The 23,759-nt window shown below is 72.7% G+C and carries 19 protein-coding genes; 13 read left to right on the top strand and 6 right to left on the bottom strand.

What is annotated here, in order from left to right; genetic code table 11:
- Window positions 1-35 precede the first annotated feature (35 nt).
- From QMC84_RS12745 to QMC84_RS12775, 7 genes are all read left to right on the top strand, one after another.
- The gene (locus QMC84_RS12745; RefSeq protein ID WP_300375186.1) at window positions 36-1,961 is read left to right on the top strand and encodes a M3 family metallopeptidase; all 1,926 of its coding nucleotides are present in this window, start codon (window positions 36-38) and stop codon (window positions 1,959-1,961) included.
- Window positions 1,962-2,171: 210 nt separating this feature from the next.
- Window positions 2,172-2,864 (top strand): PadR family transcriptional regulator, encoded by a 693-nt coding sequence (locus tag QMC84_RS12750; RefSeq protein WP_300375187.1) that lies wholly within the window; start codon window positions 2,172-2,174, stop codon window positions 2,862-2,864.
- Window positions 2,861-3,268: a DUF1707 domain-containing protein gene (locus QMC84_RS12755; protein WP_300375188.1), complete on the top strand. Its 408-nt coding sequence runs from the start codon at window positions 2,861-2,863 to the stop codon at window positions 3,266-3,268. The genes QMC84_RS12750 and QMC84_RS12755 overlap by 4 nt, the downstream gene beginning before the upstream one ends.
- Before the next feature lie 159 nt (window positions 3,269-3,427).
- Window positions 3,428-4,525: a hypothetical protein gene (locus tag QMC84_RS12760; protein ID WP_300375189.1), complete on the top strand. Its 1,098-nt coding sequence runs from the start codon at window positions 3,428-3,430 to the stop codon at window positions 4,523-4,525.
- Window positions 4,526-4,784: 259 nt separating this feature from the next.
- Window positions 4,785-5,096 carry a DUF3311 domain-containing protein gene (locus QMC84_RS12765; protein ID WP_300375190.1) on the top strand — a complete coding sequence of 104 codons (312 nt, stop codon included), beginning with the start codon at window positions 4,785-4,787 and terminating at the stop codon, window positions 5,094-5,096.
- Window positions 5,093-6,736, top strand: a complete 1,644-nt coding sequence (gene mctP, locus QMC84_RS12770; RefSeq protein WP_366145749.1) for a monocarboxylate uptake permease MctP — start codon at window positions 5,093-5,095, stop codon at window positions 6,734-6,736. Before QMC84_RS12765 ends, mctP begins: the two co-directional genes overlap by 4 nt.
- 101 nt (window positions 6,737-6,837) lie before the next feature.
- Window positions 6,838-8,055 carry an acyl-CoA dehydrogenase family protein gene (locus QMC84_RS12775; RefSeq protein WP_300375191.1) on the top strand — a complete coding sequence of 406 codons (1,218 nt, stop codon included), beginning with the start codon at window positions 6,838-6,840 and terminating at the stop codon, window positions 8,053-8,055.
- 69 nt (window positions 8,056-8,124) lie between these two features.
- On the opposite strand, the gene QMC84_RS12780 is transcribed toward QMC84_RS12775, so the two are convergent.
- The 3 genes from QMC84_RS12780 to QMC84_RS12790 form a co-directional block, all read right to left on the bottom strand.
- Window positions 8,125-9,051 (bottom strand): GNAT family N-acetyltransferase, encoded by a 927-nt coding sequence (locus QMC84_RS12780; protein ID WP_300375192.1) that lies wholly within the window; start codon window positions 9,049-9,051, stop codon window positions 8,125-8,127.
- Window positions 9,052-9,146: 95 nt separating this feature from the next.
- Window positions 9,147-9,737: a YceI family protein gene (locus QMC84_RS12785; RefSeq protein WP_300375193.1), complete on the bottom strand. Its 591-nt coding sequence runs from the start codon at window positions 9,735-9,737 to the stop codon at window positions 9,147-9,149.
- A gap of 206 nt (window positions 9,738-9,943) precedes the next feature.
- Window positions 9,944-10,084: a hypothetical protein gene (locus QMC84_RS12790; protein WP_300375194.1), complete on the bottom strand. Its 141-nt coding sequence runs from the start codon at window positions 10,082-10,084 to the stop codon at window positions 9,944-9,946.
- Between the two features lie 295 nt (window positions 10,085-10,379).
- On the opposite strand from QMC84_RS12790, the gene QMC84_RS12795 reads away from it, so the two are divergent.
- From QMC84_RS12795 to QMC84_RS12810, 4 genes are all read left to right on the top strand, one after another.
- Window positions 10,380-10,625 (top strand): hypothetical protein, encoded by a 246-nt coding sequence (locus QMC84_RS12795; RefSeq protein WP_366145752.1) that lies wholly within the window; start codon window positions 10,380-10,382, stop codon window positions 10,623-10,625.
- Window positions 10,626-10,733: 108 nt separating this feature from the next.
- Window positions 10,734-12,566 (top strand): glutamine--fructose-6-phosphate transaminase (isomerizing), encoded by a 1,833-nt coding sequence (gene glmS / locus QMC84_RS12800; protein ID WP_300375196.1) that lies wholly within the window; start codon window positions 10,734-10,736, stop codon window positions 12,564-12,566.
- A gap of 76 nt (window positions 12,567-12,642) precedes the next feature.
- A complete protein-coding gene (locus QMC84_RS12805; RefSeq protein WP_300375197.1) occupies window positions 12,643-14,376 on the top strand; it encodes a DEAD/DEAH box helicase in 1,734 nt (577 codons plus the stop codon).
- 38 nt (window positions 14,377-14,414) lie between these two features.
- Window positions 14,415-16,310 carry a penicillin-binding transpeptidase domain-containing protein gene (locus tag QMC84_RS12810; protein WP_300375198.1) on the top strand — a complete coding sequence of 632 codons (1,896 nt, stop codon included), beginning with the start codon at window positions 14,415-14,417 and terminating at the stop codon, window positions 16,308-16,310.
- A 147-nt stretch (window positions 16,311-16,457) separates the two neighbouring features.
- Here QMC84_RS12810 and QMC84_RS12815 read toward each other — a convergent pair whose 3' ends face one another.
- Window positions 16,458-18,560 (bottom strand): elongation factor G-like protein EF-G2, encoded by a 2,103-nt coding sequence (locus tag QMC84_RS12815; protein WP_300375199.1) that lies wholly within the window; start codon window positions 18,558-18,560, stop codon window positions 16,458-16,460.
- 354 nt (window positions 18,561-18,914) lie between these two features.
- Between QMC84_RS12815 and QMC84_RS12820 the strand changes: the two genes are divergently transcribed.
- Window positions 18,915-20,372, top strand: coding sequence for an NAD-dependent succinate-semialdehyde dehydrogenase (locus QMC84_RS12820; protein WP_300375200.1), 1,458 nt, complete (start codon window positions 18,915-18,917; stop codon window positions 20,370-20,372).
- A 188-nt stretch (window positions 20,373-20,560) separates the two neighbouring features.
- Here the strand turns inward: QMC84_RS12820 and QMC84_RS12825 are convergent, their stop codons facing one another.
- Window positions 20,561-21,565: a hypothetical protein gene (locus QMC84_RS12825; protein ID WP_300375201.1), complete on the bottom strand. Its 1,005-nt coding sequence runs from the start codon at window positions 21,563-21,565 to the stop codon at window positions 20,561-20,563.
- A gap of 56 nt (window positions 21,566-21,621) precedes the next feature.
- Here QMC84_RS12825 and QMC84_RS12830 point away from each other — a divergent pair, with 56 nt between their 5' ends.
- A complete protein-coding gene (locus QMC84_RS12830) occupies window positions 21,622-22,608 on the top strand; it encodes a DUF2332 domain-containing protein (protein WP_300375202.1) in 987 nt (328 codons plus the stop codon).
- Window positions 22,609-22,775: 167 nt separating this feature from the next.
- Here QMC84_RS12830 and QMC84_RS12835 read toward each other — a convergent pair whose 3' ends face one another.
- Window positions 22,776-23,756 carry a LuxR family transcriptional regulator gene (locus QMC84_RS12835; protein ID WP_300375203.1) on the bottom strand — a complete coding sequence of 327 codons (981 nt, stop codon included), beginning with the start codon at window positions 23,754-23,756 and terminating at the stop codon, window positions 22,776-22,778.
- Window positions 23,757-23,759: the final 3 nt, after the last annotated feature.

A 23,759-nucleotide genomic window follows, 5' to 3' on the forward strand; every position in this document is an offset into this window, starting at 1 on the left:
CGGACGTCGGGTACGGCGTCCTTAGTCTGGGCGCCATGAGCCTCGCGCCTCTCCCCCTGCCGCTGCCCGACGACGCCCAGGAGTGGGTCGAGTCCCGGACCCGCGAGGGCCTCGCGGCCGCCCGCGAGCGCGCCGACGGGCTGCGCACCTCCCCGCCGGCCGACGTCCTGGGCGTGCTCCGGGAGTGGGACGAGGTGGCCCGCGTGCTCTCCGGGGTCGCGGCGGCGGCCTCGCTGCTCGCCAACGTGCACCCGCGGGAGGCGGTGCGCACCGCGTGCGAGGCGGCCGACCTGGAGGTCGACCGGCTGGTGACCGAGCTGCGCCAGGACCGGCGGCTGTACGACGTGTTCGCGGCCGCCGACCCGACCGGGCTGGACCCGGTCGCGGCCCGCCTCCTGGACAAGACGCTCGAGGACTTCCGGCGCGCGGGCGTCGACCTCGACGACGCGGCCCGCGCCCGGCTCGCCGAGATCAACGAGCGGCTGACCCAGGTCGGCCAGGAGTTCAGCCGCACGATCCGCGACGACGTGCGCACCGTCCGGGTGCCGCCCGAGCGCCTTGCCGGGCTGCCGCAGGACTGGCTCGGCGCGCATCCCGCCGACGCCGACGGACTCGTGACGATCACCACCGACTACCCGGACGCGGTGCCGGCCAGGATGTTCGTCCACGACGCCGGCGTCCGGCGCCAGGTCACGGTCGCGTTCCTGGAGCGGGGCTGGCCGCAGAACGAGCCCCTGCTGCGCGAGATGTTCGCGCTGCGGCACGAGCTCGCGACCCTGGTCGGCTACGTCGACTGGGCGTCGTACGACGCGGGCGTGAAGATGATCGGGGACGGCCCGGCGATCCCGGCGTTCATCGACCGGATCACGGCGGCCGCGGAGGAGCCGATGCGGCGCGACGTCGACCTGCTCCTCGAGCGCTATCGGCGCGACGTCCCGGACGCGACCGCGATCGACACCGCTGACACCCTCTACTACGAGGAGCTGGTCCGCCAGGAGCGGCACGACGTCGACGCGCAGCGGGTCCGGCTGTACTTCGACTTCGGCAAGGTCCGCCGCGGCCTGCTCGAGGTGACCGGTCGGCTGTTCGGCCTGCGCTACGAGCCGGTGCTGGAGGCGACGGTGTGGCACGAGGACGTCGCCGCGTACGACGTGCTCCGCGACCTCCCCGACGGCCCGGCTCCGCTCGGGCGGATCTACCTCGACCTGCATCCGCGCGAGGGCAAGTACAAGCACGCCGCACAGTTCACGCTCGTCGACGGGCTCGCCGGCCGGCAGCTGCCGGAGGGCGTGCTGGTGTGCAACTTCTCGCGCGGGCTGATGGAGCACGACCACGTGGTCACGCTCTTCCACGAGTTCGGCCACCTGGTCCACCACCTGCTCGGCGGGCACGGCGAGTGGACCCGCTTCTCCGGCGTCGCCACGGAGTGGGACTTCGTCGAGGCGCCCAGCCAGCTGCTCGAGGAGTGGGCGTGGGACCCCGAGGTGCTGCGCACCTTCGCCACCGACGCCGACGGCGAGCCGATCCCGGTGGACCTGGTGGAGCGGATGCGGGCCGCCGACGAGTTCGGCAAGGGCTACCACGCGCGGACCCAGATGTTCTACGCGGCGATGTCGTACTGGTTCCACACCGACCGGCCCGACGACCTCACCGCCGCGATGCGCGCGCTGCAGGAGCGCTACTCGCCGTTCCCCTACATCGAGGGGACCCACATGTTCGCGAGCTTCGGGCACCTCGGCGGCTACTCCTCGGCGTACTACACCTACATGTGGTCGCTGGTGATCGCGAAGGACCTGTTCTCCGCCTTCGACCCCGCCGACCTCTTCGACCCGGCCGTCGCCGCCCGCTACCGCGACCGCGTGCTCGCCCCCGGCGGCGCCCGCGACGCCGCCGACCTGGTCGCCGACTTCCTCGGCCGCCCCTACACCTTCGACGCGTACGCCGCCTGGCTGGCCCGGTAGCCGGTCCCGGCACCGGGCGTCGGTTTCCCCGGGTACCCGGGGAAGTTGTCGCTTATCGGCCGAAACTTCGGCCTAGAAGTACTGGTTTCCCCGGGTACCCGGGGAAATTGTCTTGCCCGGGCCGACCCATCGGCATACGCTCGCGATATATCGCGAACGGTCGGCGACAGTACGCCGCCGCGCGCTATCCGATCAGAGAGGGGTCCTGTCGTGGGACACAAGGGATTCAGCCGGCAGTGGGCCGGCCATGGCGAGCAGGAGTGGCACCAGCACGGCGGGCGGCCCGGCGGCCCGTGGGGTGGTCCGTGGGGCGGGCCCGGCGGCTTCGGCCGGCCGGGACATCCGGGGCCGCCGCCGTGGGTGGCCGGCCTGTTCGGCCTCGCCCAGGGCGATCGCCAGCGCGGACCGCGGGTCCGGCGCGGTGACGTGCGCACCGCGATCCTGGACGTGGTGCGCACCGCGCAGTGGAACGGCGAGCCGGTCAACGGCTACCAGGTGATCCAGCAGATCGCCGAGCGCAGCAACGGCGCGTGGCGTCCGAGCCCGGGCTCGGTCTACCCGACCATCCAGCAGCTCGAGGACGAGGGGTTGCTGGCGACCGACGACAGCGGCGGGCGGCGCAGCCTGCGGCTCACCGACGAGGGCGAGGCGTACGTCGCCGACCACGCCGACGAGCTCAGCTCGGTGTGGGCGCCGTTCGAGCAGCCCGAGCGCGAGGAGCAGCAGGGCGGGTACGCCGACCTCAAGCCCGAGATCGGCCAGGTGATGGGTGCGGTCTGGCAGCTCGTGACGACCGGCAGCGAGCAGCAGCGGCGCGCGGCCGTCGACGTCCTCGTTGAGACCCGCCGCCGGCTGTACGGGATCCTCGCCGACGGCGACCCCGAGGGCGAGGACGACTCGTGAGCGAGGACCAGCTGAGGATCGGCGACGCCGAGCGCGAGCAGGCGGCGGCGGCGCTCGGCGAGCACTACGCCCAGGGCCGGCTCAGCGTCGAGGAGCACGGCGAGCGGCTCCACCGGATCTGGGCCGCGCGCACTCGCGCCGACCTGGGGCCGGTGTTCCGAGACCTGCCGGGCCGGTCCGGACCGGAGGCGCCGCCTCGGACCACCTCGGCGCGGCGTCCGGCGTACCGGTGCGGCGGTGTGCGACGGTCCGGACTGCCGACGCCGATCGTCGTCGCGCTGGCCGTGCTTGTGGTGCTGACGGTGCTGACCCACCTGCCGCTGATCGTGGCCGGAGTGCTCGTCTGGATCTTCGTGCTGAGCCGCCGCTACGGGCTCGCGCGCGCCCGGGACTGGTCCAGATGACCGGCGCATACCAGTGTCATAGACCACGGTCATAGACCAGTTTCACCGCATCGGCGACGCGTCCTAGCCTGTCGACTACCGGGCTGGGGGGGGCCGGAGGAACGTTCTCGGGAGACGTGCTCACGCCCTATTTCCTGTCAATGCAAGGAGAGCGTCGTCATGACCGCTCATACCCGGTTCCGCATCGCGGTCGCCATCGGAGCGTTGGTCGCTCCGCTCGTGGTGGTCGCGACCTCGGCCCTGCCGGCCGACGCAGGCACCTCGAAGCACAAGCACGAGGTGTACATGTACAAGGTCGAGAAGAACATCCGTCTGTCCGGTGTCGGCAGCGACGGCTCGGCCGACTCCGGCTCGCAGCTGGTTCGCTGCAACGCGGGGGACCAGGTCCTCGACGGCATGTGGTCGGTCAAGCACGTCGACCAGTACCAGCCGCCGCCGCCGGACACGGACGAGGACCCGGACTTCCCGAGTGCCCCGACGCTCCACGGGACGTACGACGACGAGCGGGACGTCTGGGTTCGCGCGTCGTACCCGGACCCCAGCGACCTCCGCTCGTGGCAGTTCGAGATCGAGAACAAGGCCTGGGGCGACGCCCAGGTGAAGCTCTTCCTCACCTGCATCCGGGGCTACACCGAGTACGCGAACTCGCACCACCACCAGATCAAGGTGCGGAGCCTCTTCGGAGGGCTCTACAGCGCCGTAGATCAGGGTGGCTGGTTCACCAGCGAGCCCCAGGCTGAGCCGTGGGGCAAGTGCGCCACCAACGAGTACTTCGTCGCCCCCGGGTTCGACCTGGGTTCAGCGAACTTCCGACTGCGCGGAACGTACCCGCGTGCGTTCGGCCAGTCATGGGGGTGGTCGTTCATCACTGACGGCTCCCCGGTGCCGCTACAGATCTCCATCTACGGGCGCTGCATCTCGCGCCAGGTGTTCGACCTTGCCACGCCGCGTCACGCGATTGCGATGAAGCACCTGCCGGGCACGTCGTTCGGCAGCTGGTACGCCAGCAACATCCCGCAGGGTGACCCGGAGGAGCGGCAGTACACCTGCGACCAGGCCGATGGCGACTACCACGCCTACAAGGCGATGGTCGGCTGGTTCTACCTGGACAGCCACTGGGACGACAACTGGTTCCTCGGCATGGAGCCTCGGCCCAAGACCCGTTCGTACTACTTCTGGAACCACTACGGCGGTCCGGCAGCGGTGCGGTACGGCACGCTGTGCATCAACAGCCGGACGTCCAACCCGCTCGCCTGATTCCCTGCATGGAAGGCGATCTGTGAGCTGAGTCCTGAGCCCGTCCCGATGAACGGGGCGGGCTCAGGCATTCTCGGAGGGAGTGCCCCCGAACCCCCCGCCGGGCGAGGCGAGCCTGACAGGAGCGCGCCCGCCCGGCGAGGTCTCGCGGTGACCGCAGGGCCGTAGCGAAAGCCCGGCCCCGCACGCGTATTACGCCGAGAACCGGGTAGAGAACGGGGTGACCACGGTCACATCGTCACCCATCTCGGAGGTGCTCATGTCCGACGTCCCCCGCCGCCCGGCTGATCGGAGCAGCGGCTCACGTGGCCGTTGGCTGCTGGTCGCAGCGCTGCTCACGCCCGCGGTGGTGCTGCCGCTGTGGGTGCCCCTCTACGACCGGGAGGACCCGGCCTTCCTGGGCTTCCCGTTCTACTACTGGTTCCAGTTCCTCCTGGTCGTGGCCGCGGTCGGGCTGACGGTCCCGGCGTACTTCGTCGCGACCAGCGCCGACCGCGCGCAGCGCGTGGCCCATGGACTGCCGCCGGAGCCGGACGGCACCGGCGCGAGCCGGGACGGTGAGCCGCGGTGATCGCGGACGTGAACGGCGTCGTCCTCGGCGTCTTCGTCTTCCTGTTCCTCCTGGTCACCGTGCTCGGGTTCGCCGCGGCCCGCTGGCGCCGGGCGCAGTCGCTCGACAGCCTCGACGAGTGGGGGCTGGGCGGCCGTGGCTTCGGCACGTTCATCGCCTGGTTCCTCATCGGCGGCGACATCTACACGGCGTACACCTTCATCGCCGTGCCCGCGACGCTGTACGCCGGCAGCGCGGTCGGGTTCTTCGCGGTCCCGTACACGATCGTCGTCTACCCGCTGATCTTCGTGTTCCTGCCCCGGCTGTGGTCGGTGAGCCACCGACACGGGTACGTCACCCCGGCCGACTTCGTCCAGGGCCGGTACGACAGCCGGCCGCTGGCGCTGGCCGTCGCGCTGACCGGGATCCTCGCCACGATGCCGTACATCGCGCTGCAGCTGGTCGGCATGCAGGTGGTGCTCGAGGTGATGGGCCTCGGCACCGACAGCGACAACTGGCTGGTCCAGGACTTCCCGCTGCTGCTCGCCTTCGTCGTCCTCGCCGCCTACACCTACTCCAGCGGGCTGCGCGCGCCCGCGCTGATCGCGTTCGTCAAGGACACGCTGATCTACCTGGTGATCATCGTGGCGGTCCTCTACCTGCCCTCCCAGCTGGGTGGCTGGGGGAACATCTTCTCGAGCGTCAACGACAGCTTCACGTCGTTCAACGTCGACAACGCCGACGCGATCGCGGCCGGCGAGGCCGCGCCCAAGGGGTCGATGCCGCCCGGCCCGGCGCAGTGGGCGTACGCCTCGCTGGCCCTCGGCTCGGCGCTCGCGCTGTTCATGTACCCGCACTCGGTGACCGGCGTGCTCTCGACCCGCAGCCGGTCGGTGATCCGGCGCAACGCGGCCCTGCTGCCGGCGTACTCCTTCCTGCTGGGGCTGCTCGCCCTGCTCGGCTTCGTGGCCATCGCCGCCGGCGTGAAGGTCGAGAACCCCCAGCAGGCGGTGCCGCAGCTGTTCGAGAACGAGTTCAGCCCGTGGTTCGCGGGCGTCGCGTTCGCGGCGATCGTGATCGGGGCGCTGGTGCCGGCCGCGATCATGTCGATCGCCGCGGCCAACCTGTGGACCCGCAACATCTACCGGGCCTTCATCAACCGCAATGCCACGCACGCCCAGGAGGCCAAGCAGAGCAAGGTCGCCTCGCTGCTCGTGAAGTTCGGCGCGCTCGTGTTCGTGCTCGCGCTGTCGAACTCGTTCGCGATCAACCTCCAGCTCCTCGGCGGCGTGTGGATCCTGCAGACGTTGCCGGCGATCGTGATCGGGCTCTACACCCGCTGGATGCACCGGTGGGCGCTGTTCGCGGGCTGGGCGGTCGGCATGGCGTGGGGCACCTGGCTCGCGTACGGCGTGTCCTCGCCGGTCCAGGACCACTTCGGCGGGCCGCTGGTGAACTTCCCGGGCACCGAGACGAAGTTCTACATCGCGCTGATCGCGTTCGCGGCCAACCTGCTGGTCGCGGTCGTCCTCACGGTGGTGTTCCGTGCGCTCGGCGTGGCCGAGGGCGTCGACCAGACCCGCGCGCAGGACTACCACGCCGACGCCGGCGACCCCGGGGTCGAGGCCGAGCTGGAGCCGCACGAGGCCATCCGCACCTGACCCTCCGGATGGGGGAGGGGTCGTGTGCCTGAGCACGCGCCATGGCGCGTGCTCGGGCACACGACCCCACGGCCGGGCCAGCTGTGGGTAACGTGCGGCACGTGACGCCGTCCTTCGAGCTCGACCAGGACCACCTCGACCTGCGCACCTGGGTGCACGACTTCGCCGCGGAGGTGGTCCGGCCCGCGGCCGCCGAGTGGGACGAGCGCGAGGAGTTCCCCTGGCCGGTGGTCGAGGAGGCGGCCAAGGTCGGCCTCTACTCCGTCGACTTCATCGTCACCCAGGCCCTCGACGAGACCGGGCTGGGCTTCCCGATCACGATGGAGGAGCTGTTCTGGGGCGACGCCGGGATCGGGCTCTCGATCGTCGGCACCTCGCTGGCCGCGGCGGGCGTGCGCGCCAACGGCACCGACGAGCAGGTTGCGGAGTGGATCCCCGCGATGTACGGCGCCCCCGGTGACCTCAAGCTCGGCGCCTTCTGCTCCTCCGAGCCCGACGCCGGCTCCGACGTCGGCGCGATGCGCACCCGGGCGACGTACGACGAGGCAGGAGACGAGTGGGTCCTCAACGGCACCAAGACCTGGGCCACCAACGGCGGCATCGCCGACGTCCACGTGGTGACCGCGGTGGTCGACCCCGAGCTGCGCACCCGTGGCCAGGCCAGCTTCGTGGTGCCCCCGGGCACGAAGGGCCTCAGCCAGGGCCAGAAGTTCCACAAGCATGGGATCCGCGCCTCGCACACCGCCGAGGTGGTGCTCGACCAGGTGCGGGTGCCCGGCCGCTGCCTGCTCGGTGGCAAGGAGAAGCTGGACGCCCGGCTGGCCCGGGCCCGTGAGGGCGCCAGCAGCAAGGCCGGCTCGAACGCCTCGATGGCGACCTTCGAGCGCACCCGCCCCGCGGTCGGCGCGCAGGCGATCGGCATCGCCCGCGCGGCGTACGAGGTCGCCCTGGACTATGCGCGGACCCGCGAGCAGTTCGGCAAGCCGATCATCGAGAACCAGGCGATCGCGTTCAGCCTGGCCGACATGGCCACCTCGATCGAGGCCTCCCGGCTGCTCGTGTGGCGCGCGGCCTGGATGGCCCGGCAGGGCAAGCGCTTCGAGCAGGCCGAGGGCTCGATGTCCAAGCTGTTCGCCGGGGAGACCGCCGTGCGGGTCACCGGCCAGGCCATGCAGATCCTCGGGGGCAACGGCTTCACCCGCGAGTACCCCGTCGAGAGGATGGCCCGCGACGCCAGGATCTACACGATCTTCGAGGGCACCTCGGAGATCCAGCGCCTGGTCATCGCGCGGTCCATCTCCGGGGCCCCGATCCGCTGACCGGCTCCTTCGCCGGGAGGTCATACGGACGGTGGAGGGGGACACACCGTCCGCATGACGTCCGCGGGCTCAGACGCGGATCGCGCGGTTGACCCAGGTCGCGGAGACGACCATCCCGACCTTCTCGTAGAGGCCGAGCGCCCCGGTGCGGGAGTCGGTGTCCAGGCCGGACCGGGTGGCGCCGTGCGCGCGGGCGGTCGCGAAGGCGTCGACCAGCATCGCCTGGGCGATGCCCCGGCCGCGCTGGTCGCGACGGGTCGCGACCTTGTTCACGTAGCCCTCCTGGTCGCCCTCCTCGCCCGAGAGGAAGACCTGGGTCGCGCCGACGACCGCACCGGCCGGGTCGGTGACGACGCGCAGGTTCCACGGCTCGAAGCCGGGCCGCCCGACCACGGTCGCCAGCCAGTCGTCCAGCGGCACCCGGTCCCGCTCCGACCACTCCAGGAACGCGTCCTCGACCACGGTCCAGCACGCGTCGTGGTCGGCCGGCGTCGCCTCGCGGAGCGCGTAGCCGGCCGGCAGCTCGCGCGGCGGGATCTGTGCGTCCGCGGGCAGCTTCAGCGCCCAGCTCTCCCAGCGCACGTGGTAGCCGAGCGCGGCGAGCAGGCGGTCCCCGGCGGAGCCCTGGGGCACGGGCATGCCGATCACGTCGGACCCGGCCTTCCGGGCCTTGGCCTGCATCCAGCCGGCCAGCGCGGTGCCGACTCCGCGGCCCCGGTAGTCCGGGTGGACGGCGGCGTCGCCGCGGTCGGCGCCCATCATCTCGGCGTAGGCGACCAGACGGTCGCCGGCCAGGACCCCGACGGTGCCGGCGCTCACGTCGTACGACGGGCGCCCCCAGTCACCGAGGATGTCGGCCTCCTCGATCGACACCTCGCCGGTGTCGTGCGCCTCCTGGGCGGCCATCACCTCGACGACGGCCCGCGCGTCGGACCTGACGAGCGGGCGTTCGGACAGGTCTGCTGGGAGCTCGAGGGGTGCGGGCACGGGGCACATCGAACCAGGAGATGCGCGACGGGGCCGCCGGTTTTTCCGGCGGCCCCGTCAGGAGCACGGAGCTGGTCGAGGCCAGCTCGGGGGCGGAGCGAGGCTCAGGCGTTCCGGATCGCGGAGACGTCGAACTCGAGCTTGACCTTCTCGGACACCAGGACGCCGCCGGTCTCGAGCGCGGCGTTCCAGGTCAGATCCCAGTCCTTGCGGTTGATGGCCGTGCCGCCCTCGAACCCGATGCGCAGGTTGCCGAAGGGGTCGCGGGCGGAGCCGTTGGGCTCGAAAGCCACGGTGACGGGCTTGGTGACGCCCTTGATCGTCAGGTCGCCGGTGATCACCCAGTCCTGGCCGCCGCGCTCGACCTTGGTCGAGACGAAGGTGATCTCCTTGTTCTGGTCGGCGTCGAAGAAGTCCGCCGAGCGCAGGTGCGCGTCGCGGTCGGCGACACCGGTGTCGATGCTCGCGGTCTGGATGACGATCTCGACGCGGGAGTTGTTCGGGTTCGCGGCGTCCACGTGGGCGGTGCCGGCGAAGTCACCGAACTGGCCGCGGACCGTCGTCACCATCGCGTGCCGGGTGCTGAAGCCGATCCGGGTGTGCGCCGGGTCGATCGTGTAGTCGCCGGAGATGTCCTCGACGGCGGCGGTGGGGGCATCGAAGGCCTCGGCGGGCTTGCGGTTGAAGAACGACATGTGCTGACTCCTCGCGGGGTGGGTCGATTTGATTGAACCTTTGACCACTATGAACCGGACCGTGGTCCGATTCATTCCCGGTACCCCGGGCCGCGTCGGGTACGCCCCGTCGGGGCGCAGGGCCGGGCGCACGTCGGGAGAGCCGGCCGAAATGCCGGTCGGCCCGCCAGGCGTGCTGACGGGCCGACCGGTGGGCGGGTGCTGGTTCAGGCGGCGTGCGGGGCCTGCGCGGGTACGGCGGCGGGCCGCGCGGAGGTCCACCGGGCCTCGAGGTGGGTCCGTCCGCGGGCATCGGCCACCGGCACCCAGGTCTGCACCAGGTTGTCGGTCATGGTCGTGTCGTTCATCGGACGCCTTTCGTTCACCTGCTGTTCACCTAGACTAGCCGACTCCCACCCAGGTGTCACAAAGCCCGGGTGATCCGACCTCGACGCCCCACTCGAGGGGCTTCTGGGCCGCCCGACACGCACGTCGTGCACCACCTGGGCGGAGACGGCTGCCGGGCTCCAGGACCGACCGGACCCCGGTGTTTCGGACATTCCTGCCCGGATCCGGGCAGGAAGTTGCCGTACGGGCCGGTACAGGCGCAGGATCGCTCGCGTGACCGGGTCTGCAGCCTCCCCGTCGGCTCCCGATCCCGAGCTGGTCGGCCGGATCGCGGCCAGCACCGGTCTCTCGGTGAGCGAGGCGGCCCGCGTCGTCGAGGACGTGGTCGCGTTCCACGCGGAGACGGTGGAGCAGTACGTGCGGCGGCGGCACGCGCACCTGAAGACCTACGGCGCGAGGAACGAGCAGATCTTCGCCCGCATCGCCGAGGAGCTCGCCCACCGGGTGGTCGCGGCTCCGCCACTCACGGCGCGCCAGCTGCGCCGGATCGTCTACGGGTGAGCGGGGACGCGGAGCGGACCCGCTGATCGTGGTCGAGCGAGCCGCGCGACCGAGGAACGAGGTCGCGACCGACGTGTCGAGACCCAGTAGTGAGAGGACACACCAACCATGTGCGGAATCGTCGGGTACGTCGGAGCCCAGCAGGCCGCCCCGATCCTGGTGGAGGGACTGACCCGCCTGGAGCACCGCGGCTACGACTCGGCCGGTCTGGCCGTGCTGGCCGGCACCGGCCTCAAGGTCGCCAAGCGGGCCGGGCGGGTGCGCGACCTCGCCGACAGCCTGCCCAAGCGGTTCGCCGGCAAGGTCGGGATCGGGCACACCCGCTGGGCCACCCACGGCCCGGCCAACGACGTCAACGCGCATCCCCACGGTGACGGCAAGGGCCTGGTGTCCGTCGTGCACAACGGGATCATCGACAACGCTGCGGCGCTGCGACACCGGCTCGCCGACGACGGCGTGGACCTGGTCAGCGACACCGACACCGAGGTGCTCGCCCACCTGATCGCCCGGTCGGGCGCGGACACCCTCGAGGGCAAGGTGAGCGAGGCGCTCGCCGCGATCGAGGGCACCTACGGGATCGCGGTGCTGCACGTCGACTTCCCCGACCGGATCGTCGTGGCCCGCAACGGCAGCCCGCTGATCGTCGGCGTCGGGGAGCGCGAGATGTTCGTGGCCTCCGACCTGGCGGCGATCGTGCGGCACACCACGACGGTGGCCCACCTCGACGACGGAGAGATCGCCAGCGTCACCGCCACCGGCTTCACGACCTACCGCCAGGACCTCACCGCGACCGCGAAGTCGGCCACGGTGGTGGACGTCGACCCCTCGTCGTACGACGCGGGCGAGCACGACTCGTTCATGCGCAAGGAGATGTTCGAGCAGCCCGCCGCCGCCGAGCGGGTGCTCCGCGGCCGGCTCGACGAGCGGTTCGGCACCGCCCACCTCGGCGGGCTGAACCTGGACCCCCGCGAGAACCGCGCGATCCGGCGGGTGAAGATCCTCGGCTGCGGGTCGGCCTACTACGTGGGCCAGATGGGCGCCGGCCTGGTCGAGGAGCTGGCGCGGATCCCCGCGGACGCCGAGGCGGCCAGCGAGTTCCGCTACCGCAACCCGATCATCGAGCCGGACACGCTCTACGTCGCCGTGAGCCAGTCGGGCGAGACCATCGACACCCTGCTCGCGGTCCAGGAGATCCGCCGGAAGGGCGGCCGGGTGGTCGGCCTGGTCAACGTGGTCGGCAGCGCGATCGCGCGGGAGTGCGACGGGGGCATCTACCTGCACGCCGGCCCGGAGGTCGCGGTCGCCTCGACGAAGGCGCTGACGAACATGTTCCTCGGCTTCGCGCTGCTCGCCCTCCAGCTCGGCCGGGTGCGCGACCTCTCGATCGCCGACGGGCGCCGGCTGATCGCCGGGCTGTCCCGGCTGCCGCACCAGATCGAGGAGGTGCTCGCCCAGGAGGACGCGCTCGCGGAGGTCGCCGGCCGGCTGGCCGACGCCGAGAGCCTGTTCTTCGTGGGCCGGGTGCGCGGCTACCCGGTCGCCCGCGAGGGGGCGCAGAAGTTCAAGGAGATCTCCTACCGGCACGCCGAGGCCTACCAGACCTCCGAGCTCAAGCACGGCCCGCTCGCGCTGATCTGCGAGACGGTGCCGACCGTCGCGATCGTCCCGGCCGATGAGCTCACCGACCGCAACGTGGGCGCCCTGCACGAGATCGCGGCGCGCCGCGGACCGCTGGTCGTCGTGACCCACGACGGCGTCGACCTCGGCGACCTCGAGGACCGCTCCGGGGTCCAGCGGATCGTCGTACCCCGCAACGAGCGGGAGCTCGACCCGATCCTGCTCACGGTCCCGCTGCAGCTGCTCGCCTACCACGCGGCGCTGCGCCTCGGTCACGACATCGACAAGCCGCGCAACCTGGCGAAGAGCGTGACGGTCGAGTAGGTGGCCCCCGGGAGGTGACGCAGCGCACCGCGACCACGAATCCACCGTCGGAAGGCGCAGCCACTACCGTTGACGGGTGAGCAGTGACGAGCAGGACGACACGACCACCCCCGAGGTGACGTTCGCCGACCTCGGGCTCAGCGAGCCGGTGCTGAAGGCGCTGGCCGACGTCGGCTACGAGAAGCCGTCGCCGATCCAGGCGGCGACGATCCCGACGCTGCTGGCCGGGCGCGACGTCGTCGGCCTCGCGCAGACCGGCACCGGCAAGACCGCGGCCTTCGCGCTCCCGATCCTCTCCCGGCTGGACCTGGCCCAGAAGAGCCCGCAGGCACTGGTGCTCGCGCCCACCCGCGAGCTCGCGCTCCAGGTGTGCGAGGCGTTCGAGCGGTACGCCGCGCACATCAAGGGCGTGCACGTGCTGCCGGTGTACGGCGGGCAGGGCTACGGCGTCCAGCTCAGCGCGCTGCGCCGCGGCGTGCACGTCGTGGTCGGCACACCGGGCCGGATCATGGACCACCTGGAGAAGGGCACGCTCGACCTGTCCGAGCTGCGGTTCCTCGTGCTCGACGAGGCCGACGAGATGCTCAACATGGGCTTCGCCGAGGACGTCGAGACGATCCTCGCGGACACGCCCGCGGAGAAGGACGTCGCGCTGTTCTCCGCGACCATGCCCGCGCAGATCCGCCGGATCTCGAAGAAGTACCTCGACGACCCGGCCGAGATCACCGTCAAGAACAAGACGGCGACCGCCTCGAACATCGCCCAGCGCTACCTGATGGTGTCCTACCCGCAGAAGGTCGACGCGCTCACCCGCATCCTCGAGGTCGAGAACTTCGAGGGCATGATCGTCTTCGTCCGCACCAAGAACGAGACCGAGACGCTGGCCGAGAAGCTCCGGGCCCGCGGTTTCTCCGCGATGGCGATCAACGGCGACGTGCAGCAGACGCAGCGCGAGCGCACCGTCAGCCAGCTGAAGTCCGGCAAGCTCGACATCCTGGTCGCCACCGACGTCGCCGCCCGCGGCCTCGACGTGGAGCGGATCAGCCACGTCGTCAACTACGACATCCCCACCGACACCGAGTCCTACGTGCACCGGATCGGGCGCACCGGGCGGGCCGGGCGCAGCGGCGACGCGATCTCGTTCGTCACCCCCCGGGAGCGCTACCTGCTCAAGCACATCGAGAAGGCGACCCGGCAGCCGCTGACCCAGATGCAGCTCCCGACCGTCGAGGACGTCAACACCACCCGGCTGTCCCGCTTCGACGACGCGATCACCGAGGCCCTCTCGCAGACCCGCAGGATCGAGGCGTTCCGCGACATCGTGGCCCACTACGTGCGTGAGCACGACGTGCCCGAGGCCGATGTCGCCGCGGCCCTCGCGGTGGTCGCCCAGGGCGACACCCCGCTGCTGCTCGACCCGGCCGACGAGGTCCGCGCGCCACGCGAGGAGCGGGCGACCCAGGGGTCGCGCCGCGACCGACCGGACCACGGAGGGCAGCCGCGCGAGCGCCGCCCTCGTGGCCGCAGCGACGTCCCGATGACGACGTACCGGATCGCGGTGGGCAAGCGGCACAAGGTGGAGCCCCGCCAGATCGTCGGCGCCATCGCCAACGAGGGCGGCCTGTCTCGCCAGGACTTCGGGCACATCGACATCCGCGCGGACCACTCGCTGGTCGAGCTCCCCGCCGACCTGCCGGCCGGCGCGTGGGACAGCCTGCGCTCGACCCGGATCTCCGGGAAGCTGATCGAGCTCAGCCGCGACGGCGGCGGCCCGCCGGCTCCGCACAAGAAGCCGCGCCACAAGTCCTAGCCGGGGCACGGTCGGCGGTGGCTGGTAGAACCGACTCCATGCTCCCGGGCCGCCGACTCTCGCTCGCCACCCTCGCCCTCCTGCTCGCAGGCGGTGCGCTGGCCGGCTGCGACGCGGCCGAGAAGGTGACCGGGCCCGATCCCGACGACGCTGCGGACGCGCTGGCGGAGGCGCTGGTGTCCGGCGACTTCGGTGCGGTCGCGTTCACCGAGGGCACGGCCGAGGACGTGGGGGCGGAGTACGCGAAGGTCGTCGAGGGCATGGGTGAGGCGACCCCGACGGTCGACGCGACCGGCACCGAGGAGAGCGAGGCGGGCGCCGCGACGGCCACGTTGGCGTGGACCTGGTCCCTGGCCGGCGAGGAGTGGCGCTACACCACCGAGGCGCCGTTGACCGAGGCCGGCGACGAGTGGCAGGTCACCTGGTCGCGCAAGGTGGTCGAGCCCAGCCTCGGCCCGGGGACGGTCCTCGACGTGACGCCGATCGGCGGCGGCCGCGGCCCGGTGGTCGGGGCGGACGGCGTCGCGCTCGTGACCGACCGCCCGGTGGTCCGCCTCGGCATCGACCGGTCGCGAGTCCCCGCCGCCCGCACCGCGGACGCCGCGCGGCGCCTGGCCCGCCTGGTGGGCGTCGACGCGGCGCCGTACGTCAAGCAGGTCGAGGCGGCGGGCGACAAGGCGTACGTCGAGGCGATCGTGTTCCGCAAGGACGACGTACCCCTCGAGGTCGCGCGCGGCTACCAGGCCATCCCTGGCGCACTCGCGGTCCCGGACGACATCCCGCTGGCGCCGACCCGCGACTTCGCGGCCCCGATCCTGGGCACCGTCGGTGCGGTGACCGCGGAGATGATCGAGAAGGAGCCGGACAAGTACCAGGTCGGCGACCAGGCCGGGCTCTCCGGGCTCCAGGCGCGATACGACGACCAGCTCCAGGGCGTCGACGGCGTCGTGGTCGACGCCGTCGCCTCGGACGGGCGCGAGCGCCAGCTGTTCCGGGTCGACGCCGAGCAGGGGCAGCCGCTCGAGCTCACCCTCGACGAGCCGCTGCAGCTGGCCGCGGAGCGCGCGCTCGCCGGCGTCGGGCCGGCCAGTGCGCTGGTGGCACTGCGGCCGTCGACAGGCGCGATCCTGGCCGCGGCCAACGGGCCCGGCAACGACGGCTACAACCTCGCGACGTACGGCCAGGTCGCCCCGGGCTCGACGTTCAAGAGCGTCAGCAGCCTCGCGCTGCTGCGCTCCGGGCTCACCCCCGAGAGCACGGTGCCGTGCACGCCGTCGGTCGTCGTGGACGGCAAGCGGTTCGAGAACTACGACGACTACCCGAGTGCTGCCCTGGGCGACATCGCGCTGCGCACCGCGATCGCGAACTCGTGCAACACCGCGGTGATCTCCCAGCGCGGCAGGCTCGACGACGGGGACCTGGCCGCCGCGGCGGCCTCGCTCGGCCTCGGCATCGACCACGACCTGGGCTTCCCGGCGTACTTCGGCAGCGTCGAGCCGCCGGCCTCGGAGACCGAGGCAGCCGCCGACCTGATCGGCCAGGGCAAGGTGCTCGCCTCACCGATGGCGATGGCGACGGTGATCGCGTCGGTGCAGGCTGGCCACACGGTGGTGCCCCGGCTGGTGAGGTCCGTCGACGTGTCGGTCCCGGGCCGAGCCGAGCCGCTGGCCCCGCCGGAGGCCGCCGCGCTGCGCTCGATGCTGCGCGCCGTCGTCACGTCCGGCAGCGGCGCGGGGCTGCTCGACGTGCCCGGCCCGCCGGTGATCGCCAAGACCGGCACCGCGGAGTTCGAGCGGGGCGGCAGGCTGCTGACCCACGCGTGGATGATCGCGGCGCAGGGCGACCTCGCCGTCGCCGTGTTCGTCGACGTCGGCTCCTCCGGCAGCGGCACCGCCGGCCCGGTCCTCGAGGCGTTCCTGCGCGCGGCCCGCTGACCGCGTCTCGCGCGTCGACCTCGTCGCCGCGCGGGTCGCCAGACGTCCTCCGGACGGAGCAACAGGTAACACCCTCCGCGTGACGTCCGGGACGACCCACACAGGCAGCAGGAGGGCCGGCTGACCGGGAAGCCCGCCGGCGGGTCGCTAGGTCGTCCGGGTCTCGACGTTGCGGGCGACCTCCTCGGGCATCGGCTCGTAGTGGGCGAACGACCGGGTGAAGACGCCGGCGCCGTGGGTGGCCGAGCGCAGGTCGACGGCGTAGCGGACCAGCTCGGTCTGCGGGACCTCGGCCAGGACCTGGGTGCGGTCCTCGCCGACCTTGTCGGTGCCGAGCAGCCGGGCCCGGCGCGCGGACAGGTCGCTCATCACGGTGCCGACCAGCTCGTCGGGGATGACGACCGTGACGGTGTCGTAGGGCTCGAGCATGGTCACGGTGGTGGCCGCCGCGGCCTCGCGCAGGGCGAGCCCGCCGGCCATCTGGAAGGCCATGTCCGAGGAGTCGACCGCGTGCGCCTTGCCGTCCAGCAGCGTCACCCGCAGGTCCACGACCGGGTAGCCGTGGCGCACTCCGCGCTCCATCTGGGCGCGCACGCCCTTCTCGACACTCGGGATGAACTGGCGGGGTACGGCGCCGCCGACCACCTTGTCGACGAACTCGAACCCGCCGCCCTCGGGCAGCGGCTCGACCTCGATCTGGCACACGGCGTACTGGCCGTGCCCGCCGGACTGCTTCACGTGCCGACCCAGGCCGGCGCCCTTCCCGGCGAACGTCTCGCGTAGCGACACCACGAACGGCACCTGGTCGACGTGCACGGCGTACCGCTCGGTGAGCCGCTCGAGGGTGACCTCGGCGTGGGACTCGCCCATGCACCAGAGCACCAGCTGGTGGGTCTCGGCGTTGTTCTCGATCCGCAGCGACGGGTCCTCCGCGGCGAGCCGCCCCAGGGCCTGCGAGAGCTTGTCGTCGTCGGCCTTGCTGCGCGCGACGATCGCGATCGGCAGCAGCGGCTCGGGCATCGACCACGGCCGCAGCACCCGCGGCTGGTCCACCGACGACAGGGTGTCGCCGGTCTCCGCCCGGGAGAGCCGGCCGACCGCGCACAGGTCGCCGGCGACCACGCGCTCGGTGGGGACCTGGACCTTGCCGAACGAGTGGCCCAGGTTGCCGACCCGCTCGTCCTCGTCGTGGTCGGCGTGTGTGCCCTCGCCGAAGAACGACGAGAAGTGCCCGGAGACGTGCACGGTCTGGTCGGGCTCGAGGGTGCCGGAGAAGACGCGGACCAGGCTCAGCCGGCCGACGTACTGGTCGCTCGCCGTCCTCACGACCTCGGCCACGAGCGGGCCGTCGGGGTCGCAGGTGATCGGGTCGGCCGCGGCTCCGGACGGCAGGAACACGTCGGGCGCGGTGTGCTCGACCGGCGAGGGGAACGCCCGGACCGCGAGGTCGAGCAGCTCCTGGCAGCCGACCCCGGTCATCGAGCAGACGGGTACGACGGGGTAGAAGCTCGCCCGCGCGACCGCGCGCTCGAGGTCCTGGACGAGCACCTTCTCGTCGACCTCCTCGCCGCCGACGTACCGCTCCATCAGCGACTCGTCCTCGGACTCCTCGATGATGGCCTCGATCAGGTCGCCGCGCAGTCCGGTCGCCTCGGCCTCGGCGCTCGGGGTGAGCAGCCCGGTGAGCCCGGTGACGTCGGCCCCGTCCCGGACGGGGACGTAGAGCGGCATCACCCGGTCGCCGAAGGCGTCCCGGGCCTGGTGGAGCAGGCCGTCGTAGTCGGCACGCGCCTGGTCGAGCTTGGTCACGACGACCGCGCGCGGCATGCCGACGGCGGCGCACTCGCGCCACAGCGCGCGGGTGGCGTCGTCCACGCCGTCGTTGGCGGCGACCACGAACAGCGCGCAGTCGGCCGCCCGCAGCCCGGCCCGCAGCTCGCCGACGAAGTCGGCGTATCCGGGGGTGTCGATCAGGTTGACCTTCACGCCGTCGTGGAGGAGCGGCGCGACGCTGAGGGAGTTGCTGCGCCCGTGGGCGTGCTCGGACTCCTCGTGGTCACAGACGGTCGTCCCGTCGCGGACGGAGCCGGCGCGAGGTATCGCGCCTGAGGCGGCGAGCAGAGTCTCCGCGAGGGTGGTCTTGCCGGACCCTGCCGGGCCCACGAGCACCACGTTGCGGATCCGGTCCGGGCTGCTCGCCGCCAGATCCTGCCCCGACGCTCTCCGGTTTCCGCCGCCCTTTTCCGCCATGACCGCTCCTCGTGCCACGAGTCTCGCTGTTGGGACCTCGGTCCGACACAACTCCTCATCGGTCCCGGGCACAAGGGCTCTTGGTCACGGTTTGCGGTCGTCCCCCGCGTGCGCCGGGACGAACGCGGGGGCCGCGGCATGCCGTGGCCCCCGCCCCTCCGCCGGGCCGCCCACGGTGCGAGGGGGTGCTCCGGACCGGCGCGGCAAAGGGCGAACCCCTCGCTGCATGGGGTCAGCAAGGGGTTCTTGCCGACAACAAAGTGCTCCCTCCGAAGTCGACGCTCCCAGCCTGGCACGACCCCGTCGGCCTGTCAGCGATTTGCTCGAAGGTCGCGGGGTGCCAGGCTGGGGAGCATGAACGGACTGGACCTCCTCGGCCCCGAGCACCGGGGCCTCTTCATCGGTGGCACCTGGCGCGACGCGGAGGGCGGCAAGCGGCTCGACGTGATCGACCCGGCCGACGCCTCGGTGCTGACCGACGTGGCGGACGGCTCCGTCGCCGACGCCGTCGACGCGCTCGACGCGGCGGTCGCGGCCCAGGCCGACTGGGCGGCGACGCCGGCCCGCGAGCGCGGCGAGATCCTGCGCACCGCCTTCGAGCTGATCACCGAGCGCGCGGAGGGGTTCGCGCACCTGATGAGCCTCGAGATGGGGAAGACGGTCGCCGAGGCCGCCGGCGAGGTGACCTACGGCGCGGAGTTCTTCCGGTGGTACGCCGAGGAGGCGGTGCGCATCCACGGCCGCTGGATGCAGGCCCCAGGTGGCGGAAGCCGGCTGCTCACCATCAAGAAGCCGGTCGGCCCGTGTCTGTTCATCACCCCCTGGAACTTCCCGCTCGCGATGGGCACCCGCAAGATCGGGCCCGCCGTCGCGGCCGGCTGCACGATGGTCGTCAAGCCCGCCAGCCAGACCCCGCTGTCGATGCTCGCGCTCGCGGCCGTGCTCGAGGAGGCCGGGCTGCCGGCGGGCGTGCTCAACGTGATCACCACGAGCCACACCGGCGAGTTCAGCCAGACCCTCCAGGCCGACGACCGGCTGCGCAAGGTCAGCTTCACCGGCTCCACCGGCGTGGGCAGGGTGCTGGTCCGGCAGTCCGCCGACCGGCTGCAGCGGGTCAGCATGGAGCTGGGCGGCAACGCGCCGTTCCTGGTCTTCGAGGACGCCGACGTCGACGCGGCCGTCGACGGCGCGATGATCGCGAAGATGCGGAACATGGGGGAGGCCTGCACGGCGGCCAACCGGTTCCTGGTGCACGCCTCGGTCGCCGAGGAGTTCGCCGAGAAGCTCGGCAAGCGGATGGGTGCGCTCACCCTGGGCCGCGGGCAGGACGAGGGCGTCGACGTCGGCCCGCTCATCGACGAGCGCGCGGTGGAGAGCGTCAGCCAGCTGGTCACCGACGCCGTCCACGACGGCGCCACGGTCGTCACCGGCGGCCGGGCCGCGGACGGGCCCGGCTACTTCTACCCGCCGACCGTGCTGCTCGGCGTACCCGTCGACTCCGAGATCAACGTGCAGGAGATCTTCGGTCCGGTCGCGCCGATCACCACCTTCGACTCCGAGGCGGACGCGATCCGGATCGCCAACGACACCGAGTACGGCCTGGCCTCCTACGTCTACACCCGGGACCTGTCCCGCACCATCCGGCTGGCCGAGGCGCTGGAGTTCGGCATGGTCGGCGTCAACACCGGCCTGGTCTCGAACCCGGCCGCGCCGTTCGGCGGGGTCAAGTCCAGCGGCTTCGGTCGCGAGGGCGGCTTCGAGGGCATCGAGGAGTACCTCGAGACCACCTACGTCGCCCTCCCCGCCGGCTGACCCGCCGGCGCCGCGGCCGGATCCTCGCGCCGCGGCCGGATCCTCCCCTGCCCGGGGCGGGCGGTGGCCCAGCAACCGATTCGGGTCGCGGGTCGGTTGCCTGGGCACCGCCGGCCGGGTGGCCTGGTGGCCAGGTGGCCGGGTGGCGGATCCTCCGGGGCGCATCCTCCCAGGCCGCGCCGGGCGGGTCAGCGCGCCGAGCGGGCCAGGGCGGCGAGCCACCGGTCCCAGCCGCGGAGCAGGGGATCCCGGCCGCGGACCGGGCTCTGGCCGGCGACCCAGTAGCCGAACACGTCGTCGTCCGGAGTGCCGGCGGGGTCGCCCGGGTCGCCGGGGGCGGCGCGGTGGTGCAGCCGCAGCCACACCGGCAGGCCGGCCACCCGGAGGGCGTCGAGGGCGGCGACCACCAGCCGCCGGACGTCCTCGCCGTACCGCTCGACGGTCAGCCGTGCGGGTGCGACCGGCCCGGAGGTGAACGTCACGTCCAGGTCGAGCAGCAGGTGGTCGGTGCGGCGCTCGAGTCGCCACGCCGCCGCCGGCGCCGGCAGCGCCCCGGACGACACCGAGCGCTGCACGCCCGAGAAGAGCAGCACGTCGGTCGGGGAGACGCGACCGGAGACGACGAACACGGTGCCCGCGTTGGTGAACGTCCAGGTGGTGTCGCGGAACCCGTACCCGATCCGGCTCGCCTCGCTGACGTCGTGCGCGACGCCCGCGCCCGAATCGACGGCGATCGACTCGTTGCTCTGCTGGTAGGAGTAGGTGACGTCGCCGAGGAGGGCCGCGGTGACCCGCAGCCAGGTCGTCAGCACCGACGGCGCGACGTCGCTGCCGGCGAACGTGGAGTCGACGACCAGGGTGTCGCCGGGGGACTCGGTCGGCACCAGGTCGAGGCGGTACGCCGGGTAGCTCTCGTGGTCCGCGACGCGGCCGACCTCGGCGACCAGGCGGGCGAGCTGGCGCTCGGTGGCGACACCCGTGTAGTCGATCGTGATCGCCGCGGCGCGCTCGTCCGAGGGGGAGCTCACGGTCGCGTCGGCCACCTGGTCGATCCGGCCGAGCTTCGTCTGCACGCTGTGCGCCTGGTCGAGCGCCGCGGTGCAGCCCGCCAGCAGGGGCGCAGACAGGAGTACGGAGAGCGCGAGCAGCGCGGAGGCGCGCGCCACCGTCCTTCGCCCCCCGAAGGTTCCCATGCCGAGAATGGTGGCCCATCCGCCCCCTCCGCCGGGGCGGATTCGACAATGGCGACGTGGACCTCTTCGCCGACACCGCGACGCAGTACGCCGAGTTCGCGGCCGACGCCGCTCCGACCTCGCCGTGCTTCGCCGACTGGTCGCGCCGGGTCGCGACCGACGAGGAGGTGCTCGCGTGGCTCGAGACCCTGCCGCTGACCAAGCGTCAGCCGAACCTGGTCCTCGCGGCGGCCCGCTGGCACGGGGTGCCGGCGCCGGGCCCGTACGCCGCGCTGCGCGAGGCGCTGCTCGGCGACGACGGCACCGTCCGGCGCACCATCCTCGAGCGCGCCACCCAGACCAACGAGGCCGGCCGGCTGGCCACCCTGGTGCCCGCCTTCGCGCTGGCGGCCGGCCCCGGGCCGGTCGCGCTGCTCGAGGTCGGCGCGAGCGCCGGGCTCTGCCTCTACCCGGATCGGTATCGCTACGCGTGGCGGACCGCCGACGGCGTACGGCGCTGCGGCGACCCCGCGGCACCCGAGCTCGGCTGCACCGTGCTGGGCGTGGGCCCGCTGCCCGCCGCTCCGCCGGCGGTGGTCTGGCGTGCCGGCATAGACCTGTCCCCGGTCGACGTCACCGACGGCGACCAGGTGCGCTGGCTGTCCGCACTGGTCTGGCCCGAGCACGACGACCGGCGGGCCCAGCTCGCCCGCGCCGTCGCGGTCGCCCGGACCGACCCGCCGTACCTGGTGCGCGGCGACCTGGTCGACGAGCTCCCTGCGATGGTCGAGCGGGCGCGCGAGCACGGCCCGGTGCTGGTGTTCCACAGCGCGGTGATCGCCTACCTGCCCGAGGAGCGCCGGTCCGCGTTCCACGAGCTGATGACCGGGCTGGTCGCGGCCGGCCGGTGCCACTGGGTGAGCAACGAGGGTCCGCGGGTGCTCCCCGCCGTCACCGAAACCGGACCGGAGGTACCGGAGGACGAGCACGGCTTCGTGCTCGGCGTCGACGGCCGGGCGGTCGCGCGCACCCACGGCCACGGGCGCAGCCTGCGTTGGCTCTGAGGACCGCGCCAGCGTCGTGTGGTCGTGGGCGTCGGCGCCCCGCGGACCTCTCGGCCGATCCCTGCACTTCTCGGCCGAAGTTTCGGCCCAACAGTGCTGGTTTCCCCGGGTACCCGGGGAAACCGACGGCGGCTCGGCGCGGACCACCAGCCGGCTGACCGCCCGATCTACAGGCCCGCCGACTTCAGGCCGAGGCTCGCGGGCAGGCCGGTCCGCGAGCGGATGCCGAGCTTGCGGTAGACGCGCGAGAGGTGCCACTCGACGGCCTTCACGGTCACGACCAGGCGGTCGGCGATCTGCCGGTTGGTCAGCCCGTCGGCGGCCAGCCGGGCGACCCGCCGCTCGGCGGCGGTGAGTGCTGCGAGGGCCTCGCCGCGCACCGGCCGGGCGGGCTCGCCCATCCGGTCCAGCAGCCGGCGCACCCGGCTCTGCAGCGGCCAGAGCTCCTCACGCCCGGCGTACGCCTCGGCGCCGCGCAGCAGCGCCAGCGCCGTGTCGGCGTCCGGCCGGCCGGAGAGCAGCAGCAGCCCGGCGAGATCGGTGTCGATCTGCGCGGCCAGCCGCGCGGCGGGCACGCCGATGAGGACGTCCTGGGCCTCGCGCAGCAGTGCGGTCCGGTCGCTCCGGGCGTCTACCGTGGCCACGGTGCGCAGGGCGAGCGCCACGGCGTACGGCGCGCCCGAGGTCCGTGCGGCGCCGAGGTGCTCGCGGGCGAGCGCGGCTCCCTCGCGCCGGTGGCCGAGCCGGACGGCGGCCAGCGCCGCGCCGACCCGCCAGGGGACCAGGCGAACACCGTCCCGCCCACCGGAGAGCAGCCGGCCGGCGCGCGCGAAGTGCCCGGCGGCGAGGTCGGAGTCGCCGGCCGCCGCCGACAGCTCGCCGCGACCGTAGTGCGCGACCGCCCCGGTCAGGCCGGGCCGGTCCAGGAACGTTCCGAGCGCCTCGCCGAGCGTCATCGCCGGGGACAGGTCGCCGCGCGCCAGCCGGCAGTCGAGCGCGGTCGTCAGGACGGAGGCACGGTCGAGGTCGCCGAGGTCCTCCCAGCCCGCGGAGCGCAGCTGGTCGAGGTCCGCGAGCGCCTCGCCGATCCGGCCCGCCCGGGCCATCGCGTAGCCACGGGCGGCGAGATCGACTCGGGTCAGCAGCACGAC

The organism is Nocardioides sp., assembly GCF_030019515.1.
In the GTDB taxonomy this organism is placed as follows: Bacteria; Actinomycetota; Actinomycetes; order Propionibacteriales; family Nocardioidaceae; genus Nocardioides.

Coding starts and splice junctions, on each gene's coding strand:
- QMC84_RS12745 (WP_300375186.1), top strand. CDS start 36: ATGAGCCTCGCGCCTCTCCCCCTGCCGCTGCCCGACGACGCCCAGGAG.
- QMC84_RS12760 (WP_300375189.1), top strand. CDS start 3,428: ATGACCGCTCATACCCGGTTCCGCATCGCGGTCGCCATCGGAGCGTTG.
- QMC84_RS12765 (WP_300375190.1), top strand. CDS start 4,785: ATGTCCGACGTCCCCCGCCGCCCGGCTGATCGGAGCAGCGGCTCACGT.
- QMC84_RS12780 (WP_300375192.1), bottom strand. CDS start 9,051: ATGTGCCCCGTGCCCGCACCCCTCGAGCTCCCAGCAGACCTGTCCGAA.
- QMC84_RS12785 (WP_300375193.1), bottom strand. CDS start 9,737: ATGTCGTTCTTCAACCGCAAGCCCGCCGAGGCCTTCGATGCCCCCACC.
- QMC84_RS12790 (WP_300375194.1), bottom strand. CDS start 10,084: ATGAACGACACGACCATGACCGACAACCTGGTGCAGACCTGGGTGCCG.
- glmS (WP_300375196.1), top strand. CDS start 10,734: ATGTGCGGAATCGTCGGGTACGTCGGAGCCCAGCAGGCCGCCCCGATC.
- QMC84_RS12810 (WP_300375198.1), top strand. CDS start 14,415: ATGCTCCCGGGCCGCCGACTCTCGCTCGCCACCCTCGCCCTCCTGCTC.
- QMC84_RS12815 (WP_300375199.1), bottom strand. CDS start 18,560: ATGGCGGAAAAGGGCGGCGGAAACCGGAGAGCGTCGGGGCAGGATCTG.
- QMC84_RS12820 (WP_300375200.1), top strand. CDS start 18,915: ATGAACGGACTGGACCTCCTCGGCCCCGAGCACCGGGGCCTCTTCATC.
- QMC84_RS12825 (WP_300375201.1), bottom strand. CDS start 21,565: ATGGGAACCTTCGGGGGGCGAAGGACGGTGGCGCGCGCCTCCGCGCTG.